Genomic DNA, 20,418 nt, shown 5'->3' on the forward strand with positions numbered 1-20,418 from the left:
CGACAGAATTGGCGCTATTTTGTCCTGTACCGGGCGTTCGTGCAGCCTGATTTACGCGATCCTTACAGATTCAGTCTATCTGGCGCGTGAAATACTGTTAAAAAAAAGCCTGTGGGCAGCAAACGCTGCGCACAGGCTGGGTTCCCGCATCAGCAAAGACTACTGATGATAGAGTCCGGTAGAGAGATAGCGATCGCCGCGATCGCAGGCGATCGCCACCACCACGCTGCCCGGATTAGCCTGCGCAATGCGCAGCGCGCCCGCAACCGCGCCGCCTGAACTGACGCCACAAAAAATACCTTCACGGCGTGCCAGCGCCCGCATCGTTTCTTCCGCTTCTTTCTGCGCCATATCCATCACATCATCCACCAGATCGGGACGGTAGATGCCCGGCAGATAGGCCAGTGGCCAGCGGCGAATGCCCGGAATGCTGCTGCCTTCACTCGGCTGTAAACCGATCACCTTCACGCCCGTGTTGTTCTCTTTCAGGTAACGCCCTACGCCGGTGATGGTGCCGGTCGTGCCCATGCTGGAGACAAAATGGGTCATGCGCTGATTCGACTGCTGCCACAACTCTGGCCCGGTCGTCTGATAATGGCCCAGCGGGTTATCAGGATTATTGAACTGATCCAGCACCCGCCCTTCACCACGCGCGGCCATTGCCTGCGCCAGATCGCGTGCGCCTTCCATGCCCTGCTCTCGCGGCACCAGAATCAGCTCCGCGCCGTAGGCACGCATCGCATCCTGCCGCTCCTGACTCATGTTGTCTGGCATCAGCAGGCGAAGACGATAGCCTTTCATCGCTGCGATCATCGCCAGTGCAATGCCGGTATTGCCGCTGGTGGCTTCAATCAGCTGATCGCCGGGTGAAATGTCACCGCGCAGCTCTGCCTGATTGATCATCGACCAGGCTGCGCGATCTTTTACCGAACCCGCCGGATTATTACCTTCCAGTTTGAGCCAGACCTCACTGCCGTTGGCAGGCGTCAGGCGCTGCAACTTAATCAGCGGGGTATTGCCGATGGTATTTTCAAGAGTCGTCACGGTCTGCTTCCTGGCCTGTTACAAACGAGAGGCGAAAAAAAGGCGGGAGTCACACTCCCGCCCGTTGTTGATGAGAAAATATCAGGCGCTTTGTGCAAAGGCAACCGGGCGCAACGGTGTGTCACCTTTATAGAGGCGCGCCTGCTGCAGGCCTACGAAGAGACGCTCGCCACGAATCGGGGCCGTCTGATCACCTTCAAACACCAGCGAGAACGGCTCGCTCTGCCAGCCAGCAGGCTGCACCACCAGCTGCCAGAAGTGGCCACGCGGGCTCACTTCCAGCACCTGCACCGGCAACGGGGTTTCCAGGCTGCTGCGGCGCGACACGTCGATTTCCCACGGACGCAGGAACAGCTCCACGGCGCCCTGATGTGCCGAGGTATAGCCCAGCGGCCAGTGATGCGCGCCCACGTGGAACTGCGATCCCTGAATTTCGCCATCAAAGCGATTCACTTCACCCAGGAACTCCAGCACAAAGCGGGTTGCCGGATCGCGCCACACATCATCTGGCGTGCCGACCTGTTCGATGTTGCCCTGGCTCATCACCACCACGCGATCGGCGACTTCCATCGCCTCTTCCTGGTCATGGGTCACAAACACACTGGTGAATTTAATCTCTTCATGCAGCTGACGCAGCCAGCGGCGCAGCTCTTTACGTACCTGAGCATCCAGCGCGCCAAAGGGTTCATCCAGCAGCAGAATCTGCGGTTCAACCGCTAATGCACGCGCCAGTGCCACACGCTGTTTCTGGCCGCCCGACAGCTGTGCCGGGAAGCGATTCGCCAGATGGGCCAGTTGCACCATCTCCAGCAAACGCGTAACACGCTGTTTGATTTCTGCCGTTGAAGGACGTTCACGACGCGGCAGGACAGTCAGGCCAAAGGCGATGTTGTCGAACACTGTCATATGACGGAACAGCGCATAGTGCTGAAACACAAAACCGACCTGACGGTCGCGCGCATGCAGGCGGCTGACATCGTTGCCATGAAAACGGATCTGACCGCTGTTCTGATGCTCCAGCCCGGCGATAATACGCAGCAGCGTGGTTTTACCCGAGCCTGATGGGCCAAGCAGCGCCACCATTTCACCCGAGGCAATATCCAGAGAGATATCGTTCAGCACCGAGGTGCGACCAAAGGACTTGTTGATCTTGTTAATCTCAATGCTCATGATTTCCCTCCTGTTGCAGGCGTTTGTGCTGTTGCTCTAAACGCCACTGCACAATGCTTTTCAGAAACAGCGTCACAATTGCCATCAGGGTTAACAGTGCGGCTGCGGTGAACGCGCCAACGGTGTTGTAGTCCTGATGCAATAATTCAACCTGAAGCGGTAACGTATAGGTCTCACCGCGAATCGATCCCGAGACCACCGAGACCGCACCAAATTCACCAATCGCACGGGCGTTGGTCAGCACGATGCCGTACAGCAGCGCCCAGCGTATGTTCGGCAGCGTCACACGACGGAACATCTGCCAGCCAGAGGCGCCTAACAACACCGCCGCTTCATCTTCATGACTGCCCTGACTCAGCATCACCGGAACCAGTTCGCGGACCACAAACGGACAGGTCACAAACACCGTCGCCAGCACCATACCCGGCCAGGCAAACATAATCTGGATGTTATGCGCATCCAGCCAGCCGCCTGCCGGACCATTCACGCCCCAGAACAGCAGGTACATCAGACCGGCGACAACCGGCGACACGGCAAAAGGAATATCGAACAGGGTCAGCAGCAGCTGACGTCCCGGAAAGGTAAAGCGCGTGACCAGCCAGGCAAGCAGCGTGCCGAATACCAGGTTAACCGGAACGGTAATCAGTGCCACCATGACAGTCAGCCAGATAGCGTGCAGCATGTCCGGGTCGGCCAGATTGCTGAGCGCCACGATCAGGCCCTGATTGAGCGCCTCCCAGAAGATGGAGGCCATCGGCACCACCAGCAGCAGAACAGAAATCAGTACGCCAGTACCAATCAGCAGCCACTTGCCCCAGTTCACCGGCTGACGCGCCGCGTGATTAAGTTGTGAAACCTCAGCCATTAGTGACCTCCCAGACGACGGCCAAAGCGGCTCTGTAATGTGTTAATGGCGAATAACAGAATCAGCGAGGCCGTCAGGATCACCGAGGCGATGGCGCTGGCCGCCGGATAGTCGAACTCCTGCAGCCGGACAAAAATCATCAGGGAGGTCACCTCGGTTTTCCAGGCGATGTTACCGGCAATGAAAATCACCGCACCAAACTCACCCAGGCTGCGCGTAAAGGAGAGTGCCGTACCGGCCAGCAGCGCAGGGGCTACCTCTGGCAGCACCACGCGGCGGAAGCTCTGCCACGGTGTGGCACCCAGGGTTTCGGCGGCCTCTTCATACTCCGGGCCTAACTCTTCCAGCACCGGCTGTACGGTTCGTACCACAAACGGAATGCTGGTAAAGGCCATGGCAATGGCGATACCAATCCATGTGTAGGAAATTTTGATGTCGAAATGGGCGAACCACTGTCCGTACCAGCCGTTGACCGAAAAGAGTCCGGCCAGGGTGAGACCCGCTACGGCGGTAGGCAGTGCAAAGGGCAGATCCATCAGACCGTCCAGCAGTGCACGGCCCGGGAAGCGATAACGGGTCAGAATCCACGCCATCAGCATGCCGAACACGGCATTAAACAGTGACGCAACACCGGCAGAGAGCAGCGTCACTTTATAGGCGGCAATCAGCTGCGGGTTAGTCACCACATCCCAGTACTGCTGCAGCGTCATCTGCGACAGCTGCATGATCACCGCGCTGATCGGCAGCAGCAGAATCAGGCAGGTAAAGAGCAGGCTGGTGCCAAGGCTGAGACCAAAGCCGGGCAATACGCGTTTATGGCTGGCTGCAAACATTATCCGCGCCCCGCCGCTAACAATTTATCGAGCTCACCACCGCTGGCAAAGTGCGTCTTCATTACTTTGTCCCAGCCACCAAAGGCATCTTCCACCCGGAACAGGCTGGTCTGCGGGAAGCGATCTTTCTGCGCTGCCATCAGCTGTGGATTATTCACGCGATAGTAGTAGTGCGTAATAATATTCTGCGCTTCTGGGGTGTAGAGATAGTTCAGGTATGCGCTGGCCGCATCTGCGGTTTTGTTGGTGGCGACGTTCTTATCCACCCACGCCACCGGAAACTCCGCCAGAATATTGGTTTTCGGCACCACGACTTCATATTCATCTTTGCCGTACTGGTTACGGATGTTATTCACTTCCGACTCAAAGCTAATCAGGACGTCGCCCAGACCGCGCTCAGCAAAAGTCGTCGTCGCGCCACGACCACCGGTATCAAACACTTCCACGTTTTTCAGGAACTGCGTCATAAAGGCCTGCGTTTTGGCCTGATCGCCGCCATCAGCTTTGTCCGCTGCGCCCCAGGCGGCCAGATAGGTGTAGCGGCCATTACCGGACGTTTTCGGATTCGGGAAAATCAGCTTTACATCGCTGCGGGTCAGATCTGACCAGTCATGAATCTGCTTTGGATTTCCTTTGCGCACCAGAAACGCCATGGTGGAGTAGAAAGGTGAGCTGTTGTTCGGCAGACGGCTTTTCCAGTCTGCAGCAATCAGATTGCCTTTATCGTGCAGCACCTGCACATCCGTCACCTGATTGTAGGTCACCACATCCGCGCGCAGTCCCTGCAGGATAGCCAGCGCCTGTTTTGATGAACCGGCATGTGACATCTTGATAGTGAGCGGATCGCCTGGATGTGTGGCATCCCACTGTTTAACAAACGGAGCATTCAGGGCAACAAACAGCTCCCGCGACACATCGTAAGAGCTATTAAGAAGTTCAGTGGCGTTGGCTGCGCCAGCAAGGCTCAGCGACAACGCGATACCGCTCACGATTTTTTTCATCGCTTGTAATGTCATTTGGCACCCTGAAAAAGTTTGATGCGGATCTCACCCGCTGAGGCATCAGTTTATTTATAACTCAGTGAAAACCAGTAACGGTTTTATATATCGTTTAATGATTTCAAAGTCGAAAAAAGCATAAGACGACGGCAGAGTTTATGCACAAATCAGCAAAAGCCGATGGGGAGAGGGAACCGCGTGCAGCGTGGGCTGGCAGGGGTTCTGAGCTGTTCAGCGGCCGCCAGGGGGCGGCGCGCTGATAAGGCAGGCTTAACGCTGCCAGACAATCTTGCTGATTTTCCAGTTTTTCAGGGTATCGTCAGAAGGCATCAATCCTTCCGGCCCGTGCCAGTCGCCATGATAGACATAAGTCAGATGCTGACTGCCTGGCGCACGGCACGCCACGTCACGCGCGTCGGGGCCGCTGGCTAAGGTGCAGTTGTCGAAGGCTTTGCTGAACTTATTACTGAAGGCATCACCCACTTTGCTGCCGTCGCTGCTGGCGATCGCGCTATCCATGACCTCGATACGATCGACCTGCGACTCTCCATAAATTACCAGCTTAACTTTGCCATCATTCAGCGCCTGCCAGAATGAAATCACCTGACCATTCTCGCTGCGCATGCCCTGTCGCAGCGAATAGTCACCGTTCAGTCCGGCACTGATCGCGTCCTCTTTCATGGCGGTCGAGGCGGTTAACCCACCCACGCCCTGTTCAGTCGCGGTCAGCGTGGAACCAAACCAGTTCCATGGCAGCGCAGAAGACCAGTGATACGTCAGCGGATTCCACCAGCTTGCCTGCTGGCTGCTGTCAGCGCCGGAACCCGAACTGGCACAGCCGCTCAGTGCAACGGCGGCGATCAGTAGCGTGGAACGAACAGCTTTCATGAGAACTCCTGTAAATACGATGCCGGAAAGGCGGAAATGATTGGAGTCGCAAAGCGACAAAAAGTTTAGTTGAGATGGTGCTCGGGCAGAAAGCAGTCGCGGCAGCGGCGATTAAACTGCAGCCAGATCAGCGCCAGCAGGTCGAACAGCGTCAGCAACAAGGGCAGCGGTGAGCTGAGCAGATCACCCTGCACAAACTGCCAGCCCTGCCAGAGGAGATTCACCAACAGCGACAGCGCCAGTACGCTGCGCCAGTGCTGCCAGAGTCGCGGCAGGCGCGTGCGATAGCCGGTCAGCAGCAGGCCCGCCAGCGCGGGTAAACCCAGTGCCAGTCCAATCCAGAACGCCTGACGATCCGGATAGAACAGCGCCAGCAGATCGTTGCCCTGTTGCCGTGACGCGCCAGCCATCGCCAGCAGCAGCCAGGTTCGGGCCTGAAGCAACAGGATTAGCCAAAAAAGAAACGGCAGCCGTAGCTGCCCTTTCGCGTCGTATTCGTCCGGCTGATAGCCAGGTAACGGATTAGTATTCACGATCTTCAATCAGACGCTTACCAAACAGCAGCGCATCAACCGGCTCATAATCGAGCTTCTCATAAAACGCCACCACCTGATCGTTCTCTTCACGGATCATCAGATGCAGTTTCGGACAGCCTCGCGCGATCAGCTTTTTCTCCAGACGGTTCATCAGCGCATTCGCGAAGCCGCGTCCCTGATAGTCAGGATGCACCGCCAGGTAATACGCCGCGCCACGGTGACCATCGTAACCGCCCATCAGCGTGCCAACGACGACACCGCCCACTTCAGCGACCAGAAAGAGATCGGGGTCGTGATTCATTTTGCGTTCGATATCCAGCTCCGGATCGTTCCATGGCCGTAACAAATCGCAACGTTCCCATAAGGTGATCACTTCTTCAAAATCTTCCTGGCGGAAGGCGCGGATTTCCATCTTCTTTACCTGCAAATAAGCACAATTTGCTGATTATCACGCATTCTCTGCTGCACGCAACCCTCCATGGCGAGGGACAAATAAAAAAGCGCAAATTTCCTGTTCGCGACCTGCAATACAAAGTAATGCCCTGAAATGGTTCTGTGATCGCAGGCAGCAGAGGCTTAGGCTATAACACCGGCAAGATTCCTGTTACCGGACCCCCACATGCACCTGCTTAAACGTTTGATTCATCGTCGTCAGTTACTGCTTTCCGGGCTGGCGCTAGCCATTTTAACGCCGCGTGCGGTTCAGGCTAAAGAAAAAACCCTGACCGGAGCAAATCCTCATACGCGCCCGGCTCCACCAGCGAAAAACGGCAAACGCATCGTCATGATCGATCCTGGCCACGGTGGCATCGACTCCGGTGCTGTTGGCGAAGAGGGTTCAGAAGAGAAACACATCGTGCTGGAGATCGCTGGCAACGTGCAGCGCCAGCTCCAGAGCCATCCGCGCATTGAAGTGCGCCTGACCCGCGACAGCGACCATTTTATCCCGCTCTATCAGCGCGTCGAGATCGCGCATCAGCACGGCGCCGATCTCTTTATGTCGATTCATGCCGACGGCTTTACCAGCCCCGACGCCAGTGGCGCCTCCGTATTTGCGCTCTCTAATCGTGGGGCCAGCAGCTCCATGGCGCGTTACCTGTCACAGCGCGAGAACGATGCAGACAAACTGGGCGGCGTGAAAGCGCAGCAGCAGGATCACTATCTGCAGCAGATCCTGTTCGACCTGGTGCAGACTGACACCATTAAGAACAGCCTGACACTGGGCAAGCACGTGCTGGACCAGATCCGACCGGTGCATCATCTTCATAGCCAGCACACCGAGCAGGCGGCCTTTGCGGTACTCAAGTCACCGTCGATCCCCTCGGTGCTGGTTGAGACTTCCTTTATTACCAATCCGCACGAAGAGCAATTACTCGGCACGACGGCGTTTCGCCAGAAAATTGCCTCTGCAATTGCCAGCGGCATCGTCAATTACTTTGATGAGTTTGACCGCCGCAACGCCTGATGCAGATAGCCGGTTTAGGTCCGGGCACTCGCCGTACTCATGCAAGCGGCGCGGTTTTGCGTATAATCGCGTCAGACTTTGACAAACGATAAGCGAAAAGATGGCTGATATTTCACGCGTAAAAGCATTCCTGCTCGCACTGCAGGATGAGATTTGTAACCAGCTGGCAGCTGAAGATGGCGGCGCACAGTTTGCCGAGGATAGCTGGCAGCGTCCTGGCGGCGGCGGCGGTCAGAGCCGCGTCCTGCGCAATGGCGCGGTCTTTGAGCAGGCAGGCGTCAACTTTTCGCATGTGCATGGCGATCAGATGCCAGCATCAGCGACCGCGCACCGGCCAGAGCTGGCGGGTCGTAGCTTTGAAGCGATGGGGGTCTCTCTGGTGATCCACCCGAACAATCCCTATGTGCCCACCAGTCACGCCAACGTGCGCTTCTTTATCGCCGAGAAACCGGGTGCCGATCCAGTCTGGTGGTTTGGCGGCGGCTTTGACCTGACCCCCTTTTATGGCTTCGAAGAAGATGCGCTGCACTGGCATCAGACTGCAGCAAATATTTGTCAGCCTTTTGGTGAAGATGTTTATCCACGCTACAAAAAATGGTGCGACGACTATTTTTATCTGAAGCATCGTGATGAGCAGCGCGGCATTGGCGGTCTGTTTTTTGACGATCTCAATACGCCCGACTTTGAGCAGAGCTTCAGCTTTATGCAGTCGGTAGGCCGCGGCTTTATCGATGCTTATCGGCCCATTGTGGCGCGCCGTAAAGATCATCCTTGGGGCGATCGTGAGCGCCAGTTCCAGCTCTACCGCCGTGGTCGCTATGTGGAGTTTAATCTGGTGTGGGACCGTGGCACGCTGTTTGGCCTGCAGACCGGTGGACGCACAGAATCGATCCTGATGTCGATGCCACCGCTGGTGCGCTGGGAATATGATTACCAGCCCGAGGCCGGCTCTCCTGAAGCGGCTCTCTATCGCGATTTCCTGCCGGTGAAAAACTGGCTGAACCTGCCCGTCTGATTTCTTCTGCCGCTGCAGCGCGAGCCTGCCTCCGCGCTGCGCTTACCTCTCTCCTGATCGGTTTATTCTTTTTTACAGGGCACGGATTGCTACAGTGCAGCCTGCGTCATTCCGCGTGACTGCTATGCTTACAGATGGAATATGGCGCATCCCACGGTAAAAACCGCATGACGGCTCCTTCGCACCGCCTCGCAGCGCAACAATCAGAGAAACCGCATTTCCATCAGAAAGTCTCTGTTGCAATGTTATGGGTTCGCGTTACCGGTAGCAGAACATGCCACAGACCGGCTGCGAGGCCTGAGGTGCTCCCTGTTCGCTTTCATTTTTCTTTTCAAGGAGTTTAGAGATGAATCAGTTAGAAGCCCTAAAACAGTTCACCACCGTGGTGGCGGACAGTGGTGATATCGAATCGATTCGTAATTACCATCCGGAAGATGCTACCACCAACCCCTCACTCATTCTGAAAGCGTCCGGTCTCGAAGGGTATAAACACCTGATGGATGACGCGATTGAGTACGCCAAAAAACAGGGTGGCAGCAAAGAGACCCAGATTATTAATGCCAGCGACAAAGTGGCGATCAACCTCGGTATGGAAATCCTGAAGAGCATACCGGGCCGTGTTTCGACCGAAGTGGATGCGCGCCTCTCCTTCGATCGTGGCATGTGTGTCACCAAAGCAGAAAAACTGATTCGGATGTATGAAGAGCACGGTATCGACCGCTCTCGCGTACTGATTAAGCTGGCGTCGACCTGGGAAGGTATCCGTGCAGCAGAAGAGCTGGAGAAAAACGGCATTAAGTGCAACCTGACACTGCTCTTCTCCTTTGCCCAGGCGCGTGCCTGTGCCGAAGCGGGCGTGTTCCTGATCTCCCCGTTTGTTGGCCGCATCTATGACTGGTACAACTCACGCAAGCCGATGGAACCCTATGTGGCGGATGAAGATCCCGGCGTGAAGTCTGTGCGTCGCATTTACGATTACTACAAAAAGCACCGTTACAGCACCATCATCATGGGTGCCAGCTTCCGTAAAGTGGAGCAGATTATCGCGCTGGCGGGCTGCGATCGCCTGACGATCTCCCCTAACCTGCTGGAAGAGATGCAGAACAGTGATGCGCCGCTGGAGCGCAAACTGGAGCCCTCCACAGAAGGCTTCCATCAGCCATCGCCGCTCTCCGAAGCGGAGTTCCGCTGGGAACATAACCAGGACCCGATGGCCGTTGAGAAACTCTCTGACGGCATCCGCCAGTTCGCGGTTGACCAGCAGAAACTGGAAGATGTGCTCGCCGCACGTCTGTAGTCCTCATTTTAATCGGGCGGGACATTCCCGCCCTGATGCATAACAAGGGAGAACTGTATGTCCTCACGCAGAGAGTTGGCAAACGCGATCCGTGCACTGAGCATGGATGCCGTTCAGAAGGCAAATTCAGGCCACCCCGGTGCGCCGATGGGTATGGCCGATATCGCCGAAGTGTTGTGGCGCGACTTCCTCCAGCACAATCCGACCAATCCCGCCTGGCTTGATCGCGACCGCTTTATCCTCTCCAACGGCCACGGCTCCATGCTGCTTTATAGCCTGCTGCACCTCAGCGGCTATGACCTGCCAATTGAAGAGCTGAAAAATTTCCGCCAGCTGCACTCTAAAACGCCAGGTCACCCGGAAATTGGTTACACCCCAGGCGTTGAAACCACCACCGGCCCGCTGGGTCAGGGACTGGCTAATGCCGTGGGTCTGGCGATTGCAGAACGCACGCTGGCCGCGCAGTTTAACCGTCCGGACCATGACATCGTCGATCACCACACCTATGTGTTTATGGGCGATGGCTGTCTGATGGAAGGGATCTCGCACGAAGTCTGTTCACTGGCGGGCACCCTGGGCCTGGGTAAACTGATCGGCTTCTACGACCATAACGGTATTTCAATCGATGGTGAGACCGAAGGCTGGTTTACCGACGACACCCACAAACGCTTTGAGTCCTACAACTGGCATGTGATTGGCGACATCGACGGACATGACGCTGATGCTATTCGTGACGCCATTAAAGAAGCACAGAGCGTTACCGATAAGCCTTCACTGATTATCTGCCGCACCATTATCGGTTTCGGGTCACCGAACAAAGCCGGTAAAGAGGAGTCGCACGGCGCAGCGCTGGGTGAGGCTGAAGTTGCCCTGACCCGTAAGCAGCTGGGCTGGAACTACCCGGCGTTTGAAATCCCGGCTGAAATCTACCAGCAGTGGGATGCCAAAGCGGCGGGTGCTGAACGTGAAAAAGCCTGGGATGCGAAATTTGCCGCTTACAAAGCGGCCTATCCTGAGCTGGCGAAAGAGTATGAACGCCGCATGAATGGCGAAATGCCGGCCAACTGGGAAACTGAAGCAGCCCGTTTCATTCAGGAACTGCAGGCTAATCCGCAGAAAATCGCCAGCCGCAAAGCGTCACAAAATTCGCTGGAAGCGTACGGTAAAATGCTGCCGGAATTCCTTGGCGGCTCAGCTGATCTGGCGCCGAGTAACCTCACTATCTGGTCAGGCTCCAAATCGATCAAAGAGGATCCGGCCGGTAACTACATTCACTACGGCGTACGTGAATTTGGTATGACGGCGATTGGTAACGGTATCGCGCACCATGGCGGTTTCGTTCCTTACACTGCCACCTTCCTGATGTTTGTTGAATATGCGCGAAACGCCGCGCGTATGGCGGCGTTAATGAAGGCGCGTCAGATTCTGGTCTATACCCATGACTCCATCGGTCTGGGTGAAGATGGCCCGACGCACCAGCCGGTTGAGCAGATCGCCAGCCTGCGTCTGACACCAAACATGAGCGTATGGCGTCCTTGTGACCAGGTGGAAACGGCGGTGGCGTGGAAAGCGGCTATTGAGCGCCATCACGGTCCAACCGCGCTGATCCTCTCCCGTCAGAACCTGCTGCAGCCGGAACGTACGCCGGAGCAGATCGAAAATATCAAACGCGGCGGCTACGTGCTGAAGGATTGCGACGGCACGCCAGACGTGATTCTGATCGCCACCGGTTCTGAGATTGAGATCACGCTGGGTGCAGCAGAAAAGCTCACCACGGGCGGTCACAAGGTGCGGGTGGTTTCACTGCCTTCAACTGACCTGTTTGATGCGCAGGATGCCGCTTACCGCGAATCTGTTCTGCCGAGCGGCGTGAAAGCGCGTGTGGCAGTCGAAGCAGGTATTGCTGACTACTGGTTCAAGTATGTCGGTCTGGATGGTGCAATTGTCGGGATGACCACCTTTGGTGAGTCCGCCCCTGCCAGCCAGCTGTTCGCAGAGTTTGGCTTCACGGTTGAGAATATCGTCAGCCATGCTGAAGCATTACTCAAGCCCGTTTAAGGCCTGCGCCCTTCCCGGCTCACCGGGAAGGGCCATTTCATCTTAAAAACTGAAACAGAAAAAAACCTCTATTCCCCTCTTCACGCCCCGCGCAAACTGATTACTATAGAGCCGTCCTATTCAATGCTGCCTGTACGCTGGCTGGCCCTCTTTTCCTGCTGTTGTTCCTGCCGGGATAAAAACGGGTCTGACCTGCCGCATTCTGATGAGTGAAGGCAGATTTTCTCCGATATCTATAGCGAAGCCACTTCCGTTGAACATGCGTACACCCTATTTACTGGCCCTGATGGTTTCACTGCTTCCTTTAAAAAGCATGGCGCAGGTCGCGCCCGATCCGCTGCTGGCTTCTCAGATTGTTGATCGCTATGCGGAACATATTTTTTATGGCAGCGGTGCAACCGGCATGGCGCTGGTGGCGATAGATGGCAATCAGCGGGTGTTCGCCAGCTTCGGTGACACCCGTCCCGGCAACAATGTGCGTCCACAGAAAGATTCACTGATTCGCATCGCCTCGCTGAGTAAGCTGATGACCAGTGAAGTGATGGTGAAGATGGCTGAACGCGGACAGATTCGCCTTGACGATCCCCTGAGTAAATATGCGCCTCCAGGTGCACGCGTGCCCACGTATAACGGCCAGCCTATTCGCCTGATTAATCTCTCAACCCACACCAGCGGACTGCCGCGCGAACAGCCAGGCGGCAAAGCGCAGCGTCCGGTGTTTGTCTGGCCGACGAAAAGCGAGCGCTGGACATGGCTGGCGCGCGCCAGCCTTAAAGCGGCACCCGGCAGCAGTGCCGCCTACTCCAACCTGGGCTACGATCTGTTGAGCGATGCGCTGTCACGCGCCGCCGGCACCCCTTATCCGGCGCTGTTTCAGCAACTGATAACCCGCCCGCTGGGCATGAAAGACACCACCTTTACGCCGTCGCCTGAGCAGTGCGGACGCCTGATGGTGGCGGAGAAAGGTGCCAGCCCGTGTAATAACACGCTGGCGGCGATCGGCAGCGGCGGCGTCTATTCCACGCCGGATGATATGGGCCGCTGGATGCAGCAGTTCCTTAACTCTTCGGTAAACCATCGCACGCCGCAGATCGATAGACTGCAAACGCTGATTTACCGTCGCGATCAGCTGCACAAAGTTGAAGGCATGGATGTGCCAGGTAAAGCGGATGCACTGGGTATGGGCTGGGTCTATATGGGGCCAAAAAATGGTCGCCCGGGCATTATTCAGAAAACCGGCGGCGGTGGCGGTTTCATCACCTATATGGCGATGGTGCCGCAGCATAACGTTGGGGTGTTTGTCGTGGTGACGCGCTCGCCGCTGACCCGCTTTACGCCAATGAGCGACGGCGTGAACAATATGCTGGCCGAACTGGTGGGTAACCAACTGGGCTCACCGATGATGGTGCAGGCCATTCCTTAACGCTGCTGTACGCTACCGTCAGACTGGCTGACCCACAGGGTTGGCCAGTCATCACTGCTGTGCCAGGCGTCACAGGTCGACTCTTCCGCATACTCCGCTAACACAAAACGCGTGCCATCAAACTGCCAGCGTGTCGCACTGCCACAATCGCCCAGTCCCCGTCCTTTACCAAAGGTGTAGAGCTGGCCGCTGGCCGCATCATACTCGGCGTTAATCAGCTCCAGCTGACGATCGCTGGCACCCGGCGGTGTAAACGGCAACGTTAAGGTAATACCCCGCGCCACGTAAGGCTGGCTGCGCGTCACTTCAAACGCCAAATCGATCACGTTATAGGCCCCCATTTCACAACTGACCAGCAGCAGCGCGCGCTGGTCAGTAAGGGGAGCCACGCTGACTTCCCGGCGTAGCGGATCGAGTGAACAGGAATCGGTATTGACCCGCCAGGTGCCGTAATCAATGAGTCCGCTGGTCTCATCGCGCGTCAGTGCTGCGGGCGGCTCGACAGCAGGCGGCAATGGCGGCAGCGCAGGCGGCGGCGGAACGTCCCAGCTGGCACGGTCGCCACGTTTGATCCACGCGCTCAGGCTGTTTACCCGACCCTGGGTGTCATCCATCAGCAACAGTGCAGCTTTCATGCCGCGCAACGAGATCAGCGCATTGGGATCAAAGGTGAGCTGCAGGGTTTTCGCCTCCATCACCAGATCAAGGAACTCATCTATCGCGATGGTATTGCTGGTGGCGAGATGATGAGGTTCTACCGTCCAGTGTTTGAGGTCGGGCTTAAGGCGGCGCTGATCGAGCAGCAGGTTATCCTGAAGCGGACCGCCAGGCAGCGCACCACTGTAGGCGCTGCCATAGTCAATACGCAGCAAGGGGCGATCGTTGACGCCCGCATGACGCGAAATCGTCATCACCAACCCTTTGTCGCCTGGAATATTGCGCGCCACGCAAAAGGCGACATTGTTGCAGGTAATTTGCCAGTCGTTGAATGACTTTTGCAACGGTTCCGCCTGAACACAGGCAACCCACAAAGACGGCAACAGCCACAGCGATTTCATCCAATACGACATTAAGAAAATCGATCCCCGAATAACCAGAATGGAGAGGATAGCGCATCAACGGGCCTGGCAGGGTTCGCATTCTGTGAACCTGTGCAAAAAGCGCAGTTAAGTGCTTAAAAAGCGTACATAAGGTGGATAAAGCTGCATCCTTCCACGTTCAGCGCTGCTGCGCGGCAACAGGTATGACAGATGGGTTTCCTAAGGCCTCAGCCATCCCGCAATCTGCGCATGCTGTAGCAGCATAATGGTTTTACCGTCGCGAATACGGCCATCGGCCACCATCGCCAGCGCATCAGGGAAGCTCAGTTCCAGCACATCAATTGACTCATCCTCAACGCCACCGCCTGGGTTGTCGCGCAGTGATTCGTTGTATTCTGCCGCAAAAAAGTGGACCAATTCCGTGACGCCGCCCGGCGACATATAGCAGGTAAAAATTTTCTCCACCTCACCGACTGCATATCCGGTCTCTTCAATCGCCTCTTTGCGGATGCAATCTTCCGGGGAGTCGTCGTCCAGCAAGCCCGCGCAGGCTTCAATTAACATGCCGCCGTCGTTGCCGTTGACGTACGTCGCGATGCGGAACTGGCGCGTCAGGACGACGCTGTTCTTTTCGCGATTATAGAGCAGGATGGTCGCCCCGTTTCCGCGATCGTAGACTTCGCGTTTATGACGGATAACCTCGCCACGGCGATCGGTGATGTCATAGGTGTAGTTGCGCAGCACAAACCAGTTTTCAGACAGGAGCTTATTTTTGATGATGTTGATCTTAAACGACATGGAGACTCCGCTACCGCATAAAGGGAGTTATTCATCATAGGGCCAGGCTTGCCGGAAAACTATCCTAATTCGCATTGCCAGATAGGCGATTAGCGGCCAAAAAAAAGCCAGCCCGAAGGCTGGCCCTGATTGATGCAGACCTGATCAGCGTGACGTATCGTCAGCCAGTCGGGTTGACTGAGGCTCATCCTCATGATGATCCTGTTCGGTCTGCGCGATAGCGTTAACACGCTTACGCACACCAAACCATCCCAGCACCAGCAGCACTGCAATCAGCGGAATAGAGGCAATGGTGTACGTCCCGTTCGGGTAGTCAAACGCCATCAGCACCAGCACGCTGAACAGGAACAGCAGCGTCAGCCATGAGGTGAACGGCGCACCTGGCAGCTTGAAGCTGACATCATCTGCTTTGCCTTCTTTGATCGCTTTGCGCAGACGCAGCTGGCAGACCACGATAAAGGCCCAGGAGGAGATAATGCCCAGTGAGGCAACGTTCAGGACGATCTCAAATACCTGAGAAGGCACATAGTAGTTAAGCACTACACCAATGACATAAACGGCAATGGTGACGAGAATACCGGCATAAGGGACCTGCTGACCGTTCATCTTTGACATGAATTTCGGTGCAGAGCCACCCATCGACATGGAACGCAGAATACGCCCGGTTGAATAGAGGCCGGAGTTCAGGCTGGAGAGCGCTGCGCTCAGGACCACGATGTTCATGATGCTGCCAACGTAAGGCACGCCAAGTTTCGAGAAGAATGTCACGAATGGACTCTGGCCCGCCTGATAGGCATTCCATGGCAGCAGCAGCACCAGCAACACAACCGAACCGACATAGAACAGACCAATACGCCAGATCACACTATTGATCGCTTTCGGCAGCATGGTTTGCGGGTCTTTACATTCACCGGCCGCCGTACCGACCAGCTCAATTGAGGCAAAGGCGAATACGACGCCCTGAATCAGCACCAGCGCGGGCAGCAGGCCGTGCGGGAACAGGCCGCCGTTATCAGTAATCAGATGGAAACCGGTGCTGTTGCCATCCAGCGGCTTGCCGGTGCCAAGAAACACCACACCCACCACCAGGAAAATCACAATCGCCAGCACTTTCACCAGCGCAAACCAGAACTCCATCTCGGCAAACCACTTAACGCCAATCATGTTCATGGTGCCGACAATTGCCAGCGCGCCCAGTGCAAAGACCCATTGTGGCACATCACCAAACGCGCCCCAGTAGTGCATGTAAAGCGCAACGGCGGTGATATCGACGATACCGGTCATCGCCCAGTTGACGAAATACATCCAGCCTGCAACGTAGGAGGCTTTCTCACCCAGGAATTCACGGGCATAAGAGACAAAGCTGCCACTGCTCGGGCGGTGTAACACCAGTTCGCCCAGCGCACGCAGAATGAAGAAGGAGAAGATGCCACACACCAGATAGATGAGGGCTAACGCGGGGCCTGCAGCCTGCAAGCGGCCACCTGCACCCAGGAACAAACCGGTGCCGATAGCACCGCCGATCGCAATCATCTGAACGTGACGGTTACCCATCGCTTTCTGGTAGCCAGCATCGTGAGAATTCAGCCAGCGCCGTTTCGCAGCGCGCATCTCACCTGGGGTTTTCTTTTTGGATTTCATAGCATTCCTGTTTGTCCGGACTATCAGTCGTCGTCTCCCCAATGCGGACGTAACGTCCTGCAAAATGGGGGATTTTCCTCTGTGCCTTTGCCCGTGAGTGAGTGCCGGGCAACGCGGGAATTTACGGCGATGAATCCTACCCGTTCTGCAAGAACGAAGCAAAATATACCGGGCAGATGCACAGGCTGATTTGTAAGAATCCATCATGATGCACAAAAACAAAAAAACCGGCCATTTTCAGGCCGGTAAAAGCTACAGGGATGGAAACAGGAGGGTTGGGTTAGCGATAAATCTCTGCGGTGCCGCTCCACAAGCTGGAATCGCCTGGATTATCGACACCGATAACACGGTAATGGCTGGCGCCCATCTCTTGCGCTTTTTGCGATAACTGGCGATTCGCATCATCCAGTGAACCGCGTACGCCGGAAACAGACACACTGCCGATGCTCTGCATACCCAGCGCCTGTGACCGATCGACTGGCGCGGCGGCGAAGGTGGCAAATGAGGCGGTAGCCAGTAAAGCACCCGCCAGTACAGCACTCAGTTTTTTCATTGGATGCTCCTTGATCTGTGATCGGGATTGCGTTGCTAATGACTGAGTGAATTATTAGCGCTGCAATGAAAAGCAACATCGGCACGATGTAAACCTGTTCCCTTTTTAACCGTAAAATCGTAACGCATCCTGGGAAGTGTCAGTCGAGGTCATTTTATGTGCGACCTGTAATGTCCTGTGCGATAAACAGGGAAGGGATCATTTGCGTTGCGTGACTTCGCTCATATAATCCCCCCACTCAGAAGAGGGCCATTCATGTGATCGTTAAACGTTCAGTTACACAAAGCATCGCTCGGGCCCTCAGCGCCATTGTCCTGCTGTCGCTGCTCACCACCAGTCTGGCCTTAGTCACGCTACTCAGCAGTCAGCGCGACGCCGAGGCGATTAATCTGGCGGGTTCACTGCGCATGCAGAGCTATCGCATGGCCTGGGATGCCAGCCGTCAGCCGCAAAACCTGCCGCAACATTTCGCGCGCTATCAGCAAACGCTGGATGCGCCAGTGCTGCACAATCTTGATCGGCCCTGGGTACCACGCGAAGTGGGCGTTCGCTACCAGCGACTGCGCGCCGCCTGGCCTCTCCTGAAACAGGCGTTGCAACGGGGTGATAGCGTGGCCTTGCAGCAGCAGGTGCCCATTTACGTCGGGGAAATTGATCGCTTTGTTCTGGGTCTGCAACGCTATACCGAATTAAAAATGCATCTGGTGGCCGCCAGCAGCCTGGTCGGTGTTATTGCGATTGTGGCGCTGGCGCTCATGACGATTCGCTTTACCCGACTGCATGTCGTGCGGCCACTGAATGCGCTGGTCAAGGCCAGCCGCTACGTCGAGAATGGCAACTTTGCTTTTCCGCCGTTGCACGTTGAGCAACAAAATGAGCTGCGGGTTCTGTCGCATGCCTTTAGCGGTATGGCGGCACGCCTGCATTCGCATTACCAGTTGCTGGAGAGTACGGTTCGCGCAAAGACGGAAGACTTAACTCAGGCGAATCGCACGCTGTCGCTACTCTATGACAGCTCACAAATGCTGACCGCCAGCCCACTGCATCCGGCGTTGTTTGAAGCGGTGCTGACCACGGTGCTGACGCGTGAAAAACTGACGGCAATCTGGCTCGAAAGCGACCAGTTTCAGTTCCGCGCCGGTGACGAAAAGGCGGCTGGTGAGTGGCAACGTCAGCCATTACAGCAGGATGAGCAGCAGATTGGCGAATTGCGCTGGCAGACATGTGGCGCTTCCCCACCGGATGAGCTGATGCGCAGTCTTGCGGCGATGCTGGGACGCGCAATCTGGATCTGGCAGGCACAGCAGCAGTATCAACAAATGCTGCTGATTGAAGAGCGAACGACGATTGCCCGGGAATTACATGACTCACTGGCGCAGTCACTCTCCTTTTTACGTATTCAGCTGACCCTGTTACGCCGCACCGTGGACAAGGATGACAGTGCCGCCCATGCGATTATCGCTGACTTCGATCAGGCGCTGGCTGATGCCTACCGTCAGTTGCGCGAACTGCTGACCACCTTCCGCCTGACCATTGAGCAGGCAGGTCTGGTGGCGGCGATGCGGGCAATGATCGCCTCGTTGCAGGAAAAGAGCGGCGCAGAGATACATTTCAACTATCAGACCGGCCTGCAGAATCTGGAGGCACAGCAGCAGGTGCATGTCTTGCAGATCGCCCGGGAGGCGTTGCTGAATGCGATCCATCATGCGAGTGCGCAGGTGATCAACGTGGACTATCAGCACAGCAATAAGGGTGAGCACTTACTTACGATAACGGATGACGGCGTGGGCATCGGCAGTACTGACGAACCTCCAGGCCATTACGGTCTGACGATTATGGCTGAACGTGCCCAGCGCCTTAATGGTAATCTGACCCTTCATGCACAGGATCAAGGGACACGGGTTGAACTGCGCTTTCCACCGCAACCGGCACGGCAGCTAACGTAATTTATCCTTCAAATAATTAAAACACGCTACTGGCTACAGATAGCAGGCTATTAAAGGCTGAACACAGGCATACCGGTGCGCGATACGTGTTGCCCCGCCGCAGTCTGAAACGATAAAACGGAGAAATTATGCAACAGCCCGCATTAACATTGATGATTGTGGATGATCACCCTCTGATGCGCCGCGGCGTTCGTCAGCTGCTGGCACTGGATCCCCGGCTGGACGTGATCGCCGAGGCTAACAATGGCACCGAAGCGCTGGCGGAAGCCCGCCGTCAGGAACCTGACATCATTCTGCTCGACCTCAATATGAAAGGCATGTCCGGGCTGGATACCCTAAAGGCGCTGCGCCACGAAGGTATCAGCTCGCGCATCCTGGTGCTGACCGTCTCCGATGCCCGCAGTGATATTTTTGCCATGGTGGATGCCGGTGCCGACGGCTATCTGCTCAAGGACAGCGAGCCAGAGATTCTGCTGGGACATATTCTGCAGGCATCGCGGGGCGAGAAAGTCTTTAGTGAGGGCGTCGCCAGCTATCTGGATAACCGTCAGCACAGCGCCGACCCTCTGCGTCTTCTCACTGACCGCGAGTGCGACGTGCTCCAGGAGGTGGCGCGTGGCCTGTCAAACAAAGAGATCGCTGCCATTCTGCATATCTCTGAAGAGACAGTGAAAGTGCATATCCGTAACCTTCTGCGTAAGCTGGATGTCCGTTCACGCGTTGCCGCCACGGTGATGTGGCTTGAAAGCCGCAAATAGCCAACGAATTTACATTTTCTCCTCAATTTCTCCACGATTTCCCTCGCTGCCGCACGTAAAGTGAAAGGCGGCGGAGAATCGTGGCAAAGA

General features: G+C 56.1%; 19 protein-coding genes. 7 read left to right on the plus strand and 12 right to left on the minus strand.

Going from position 1 to position 20,418, the window contains the following annotated elements; translation table 11 throughout:
* Nucleotides 1-159 precede the first annotated feature (159 nt).
* The 8 genes from cysM to Q7C21_RS12210 all read right to left on the minus strand — a co-directional run bounded on the left by cysM (nt 160) and on the right by Q7C21_RS12210 (nt 6,746).
* Nucleotides 160-1,044 carry a cysteine synthase CysM gene (gene cysM / locus Q7C21_RS12175; RefSeq protein WP_003848848.1) on the minus strand — a complete coding sequence of 295 codons (885 nt, stop codon included), beginning with the start codon at nt 1,042-1,044 and terminating at the stop codon, nt 160-162.
* Between the two features lie 81 nt (nt 1,045-1,125).
* On the minus strand, nt 1,126-2,214 hold the full coding sequence (gene cysA, locus Q7C21_RS12180) for a sulfate/thiosulfate ABC transporter ATP-binding protein CysA (protein WP_003848847.1): 1,089 nt from the start codon (nt 2,212-2,214) through the stop codon (nt 1,126-1,128).
* On the minus strand, nt 2,204-3,079 hold the full coding sequence (gene cysW, locus Q7C21_RS12185; protein ID WP_008926532.1) for a sulfate/thiosulfate ABC transporter permease CysW: 876 nt from the start codon (nt 3,077-3,079) through the stop codon (nt 2,204-2,206). Before cysW ends, cysA begins: the two co-directional genes overlap by 11 nt.
* The gene (gene cysT / locus Q7C21_RS12190) at nt 3,079-3,912 is read right to left on the minus strand and encodes a sulfate/thiosulfate ABC transporter permease CysT (protein WP_003848842.1); all 834 of its coding nucleotides are present in this window, start codon (nt 3,910-3,912) and stop codon (nt 3,079-3,081) included. Before cysT ends, cysW begins: the two co-directional genes overlap by 1 nt.
* Entirely contained in the window at nt 3,912-4,928 is a 1,017-nt protein-coding gene (locus tag Q7C21_RS12195) for a sulfate ABC transporter substrate-binding protein (RefSeq protein ID WP_003848840.1), read from the minus strand. The genes cysT and Q7C21_RS12195 overlap by 1 nt, the downstream gene beginning before the upstream one ends.
* Before the next feature lie 252 nt (nt 4,929-5,180).
* Nucleotides 5,181-5,798: an RpoE-regulated lipoprotein gene (locus tag Q7C21_RS12200; RefSeq protein WP_039659582.1), complete on the minus strand. Its 618-nt coding sequence runs from the start codon at nt 5,796-5,798 to the stop codon at nt 5,181-5,183.
* 65 nt (nt 5,799-5,863) lie between these two features.
* Nucleotides 5,864-6,331, minus strand: coding sequence for a DUF2919 family protein (locus Q7C21_RS12205; RefSeq protein WP_003848836.1), 468 nt, complete (start codon nt 6,329-6,331; stop codon nt 5,864-5,866).
* Nucleotides 6,321-6,746 carry a GNAT family acetyltransferase gene (locus Q7C21_RS12210; RefSeq protein ID WP_003848834.1) on the minus strand — a complete coding sequence of 142 codons (426 nt, stop codon included), beginning with the start codon at nt 6,744-6,746 and terminating at the stop codon, nt 6,321-6,323. The genes Q7C21_RS12205 and Q7C21_RS12210 overlap by 11 nt, the downstream gene beginning before the upstream one ends.
* A gap of 207 nt (nt 6,747-6,953) precedes the next feature.
* Here Q7C21_RS12210 and amiA point away from each other — a divergent pair, with 207 nt between their 5' ends.
* From amiA to ampH, 5 genes are all read left to right on the plus strand, one after another.
* Nucleotides 6,954-7,799 (plus strand): N-acetylmuramoyl-L-alanine amidase AmiA, encoded by an 846-nt coding sequence (gene amiA / locus Q7C21_RS12215; RefSeq protein WP_105098930.1) that lies wholly within the window; start codon nt 6,954-6,956, stop codon nt 7,797-7,799.
* A gap of 100 nt (nt 7,800-7,899) precedes the next feature.
* A complete protein-coding gene (gene hemF / locus Q7C21_RS12220; RefSeq protein WP_105098929.1) occupies nt 7,900-8,814 on the plus strand; it encodes an oxygen-dependent coproporphyrinogen oxidase in 915 nt (304 codons plus the stop codon).
* A 346-nt stretch (nt 8,815-9,160) separates the two neighbouring features.
* Nucleotides 9,161-10,111: a transaldolase gene (gene tal / locus Q7C21_RS12225; protein ID WP_003848827.1), complete on the plus strand. Its 951-nt coding sequence runs from the start codon at nt 9,161-9,163 to the stop codon at nt 10,109-10,111.
* A gap of 57 nt (nt 10,112-10,168) precedes the next feature.
* Nucleotides 10,169-12,169: a transketolase gene (tkt, locus tag Q7C21_RS12230; protein ID WP_008926536.1), complete on the plus strand. Its 2,001-nt coding sequence runs from the start codon at nt 10,169-10,171 to the stop codon at nt 12,167-12,169.
* A 259-nt stretch (nt 12,170-12,428) separates the two neighbouring features.
* On the plus strand, nt 12,429-13,592 hold the full coding sequence (ampH, locus tag Q7C21_RS12235; RefSeq protein ID WP_003848822.1) for a D-alanyl-D-alanine-carboxypeptidase/endopeptidase AmpH: 1,164 nt from the start codon (nt 12,429-12,431) through the stop codon (nt 13,590-13,592).
* Here the strand turns inward: ampH and Q7C21_RS12240 are convergent.
* The 4 genes from Q7C21_RS12240 to Q7C21_RS12255 all read right to left on the minus strand — a co-directional run bounded on the left by Q7C21_RS12240 (nt 13,589) and on the right by Q7C21_RS12255 (nt 17,624).
* Entirely contained in the window at nt 13,589-14,662 is a 1,074-nt protein-coding gene (locus tag Q7C21_RS12240) for a DUF1176 domain-containing protein (protein ID WP_039659577.1), read from the minus strand. The two genes, ampH and Q7C21_RS12240, sit on opposite strands and share 4 nt — an antisense overlap.
* A 189-nt stretch (nt 14,663-14,851) precedes the next feature.
* The gene (nudK, locus tag Q7C21_RS12245) at nt 14,852-15,430 is read right to left on the minus strand and encodes a GDP-mannose pyrophosphatase NudK (RefSeq protein WP_003848817.1); all 579 of its coding nucleotides are present in this window, start codon (nt 15,428-15,430) and stop codon (nt 14,852-14,854) included.
* A gap of 144 nt (nt 15,431-15,574) precedes the next feature.
* A complete protein-coding gene (gene ansP / locus Q7C21_RS12250) occupies nt 15,575-17,071 on the minus strand; it encodes an L-asparagine permease (RefSeq protein ID WP_008926539.1) in 1,497 nt (498 codons plus the stop codon).
* Between the two features lie 280 nt (nt 17,072-17,351).
* A complete protein-coding gene (locus Q7C21_RS12255) occupies nt 17,352-17,624 on the minus strand; it encodes a DUF1471 domain-containing protein (RefSeq protein WP_008926540.1) in 273 nt (90 codons plus the stop codon).
* Nucleotides 17,625-17,881: 257 nt separating this feature from the next.
* On the opposite strand from Q7C21_RS12255, the gene narQ reads away from it, so the two are divergent.
* Both narQ and Q7C21_RS12265 read left to right on the plus strand, forming a co-directional pair.
* Nucleotides 17,882-19,570 carry a nitrate/nitrite two-component system sensor histidine kinase NarQ gene (gene narQ, locus Q7C21_RS12260; RefSeq protein WP_105098928.1) on the plus strand — a complete coding sequence of 563 codons (1,689 nt, stop codon included), beginning with the start codon at nt 17,882-17,884 and terminating at the stop codon, nt 19,568-19,570.
* 128 nt (nt 19,571-19,698) lie between these two features.
* Nucleotides 19,699-20,328, plus strand: coding sequence for a response regulator (locus tag Q7C21_RS12265; protein WP_008926542.1), 630 nt, complete (start codon nt 19,699-19,701; stop codon nt 20,326-20,328).
* Nucleotides 20,329-20,418 lie beyond the last annotated feature (90 nt).

This window comes from Pantoea sp. ANP04, from assembly GCF_041982285.1.
GTDB classification, from domain to species: domain Bacteria; phylum Pseudomonadota; class Gammaproteobacteria; order Enterobacterales; family Enterobacteriaceae; genus Pantoea; species Pantoea eucalypti.

Bases quoted from the DNA above. Each gene is read 5' to 3' on its own strand.
- cysA (WP_003848847.1), bottom strand. From the start codon at position 2,214: ATGAGCATTGAGATTAACAAGATCAACAAGTCCTTTGGTCGCACCTCG.
- cysW (WP_008926532.1), bottom strand. From the start codon at position 3,079: ATGGCTGAGGTTTCACAACTTAATCACGCGGCGCGTCAGCCGGTGAAC.
- cysT (WP_003848842.1), bottom strand. From the start codon at position 3,912: ATGTTTGCAGCCAGCCATAAACGCGTATTGCCCGGCTTTGGTCTCAGC.
- Q7C21_RS12195 (WP_003848840.1), bottom strand. From the start codon at position 4,928: ATGACATTACAAGCGATGAAAAAAATCGTGAGCGGTATCGCGTTGTCG.
- Q7C21_RS12200 (WP_039659582.1), bottom strand. From the start codon at position 5,798: ATGAAAGCTGTTCGTTCCACGCTACTGATCGCCGCCGTTGCACTGAGC.
- Q7C21_RS12210 (WP_003848834.1), bottom strand. From the start codon at position 6,746: ATGGAAATCCGCGCCTTCCGCCAGGAAGATTTTGAAGAAGTGATCACC.
- amiA (WP_105098930.1), top strand. From the start codon at position 6,954: ATGCACCTGCTTAAACGTTTGATTCATCGTCGTCAGTTACTGCTTTCC.
- hemF (WP_105098929.1), top strand. From the start codon at position 7,900: ATGGCTGATATTTCACGCGTAAAAGCATTCCTGCTCGCACTGCAGGAT.
- tal (WP_003848827.1), top strand. From the start codon at position 9,161: ATGAATCAGTTAGAAGCCCTAAAACAGTTCACCACCGTGGTGGCGGAC.
- tkt (WP_008926536.1), top strand. From the start codon at position 10,169: ATGTCCTCACGCAGAGAGTTGGCAAACGCGATCCGTGCACTGAGCATG.
- ampH (WP_003848822.1), top strand. From the start codon at position 12,429: ATGCGTACACCCTATTTACTGGCCCTGATGGTTTCACTGCTTCCTTTA.
- Q7C21_RS12240 (WP_039659577.1), bottom strand. From the start codon at position 14,662: ATGTCGTATTGGATGAAATCGCTGTGGCTGTTGCCGTCTTTGTGGGTT.
- nudK (WP_003848817.1), bottom strand. From the start codon at position 15,430: ATGTCGTTTAAGATCAACATCATCAAAAATAAGCTCCTGTCTGAAAAC.
- ansP (WP_008926539.1), bottom strand. From the start codon at position 17,071: ATGAAATCCAAAAAGAAAACCCCAGGTGAGATGCGCGCTGCGAAACGG.
- Q7C21_RS12255 (WP_008926540.1), bottom strand. From the start codon at position 17,624: ATGAAAAAACTGAGTGCTGTACTGGCGGGTGCTTTACTGGCTACCGCC.
- Q7C21_RS12265 (WP_008926542.1), top strand. From the start codon at position 19,699: ATGCAACAGCCCGCATTAACATTGATGATTGTGGATGATCACCCTCTG.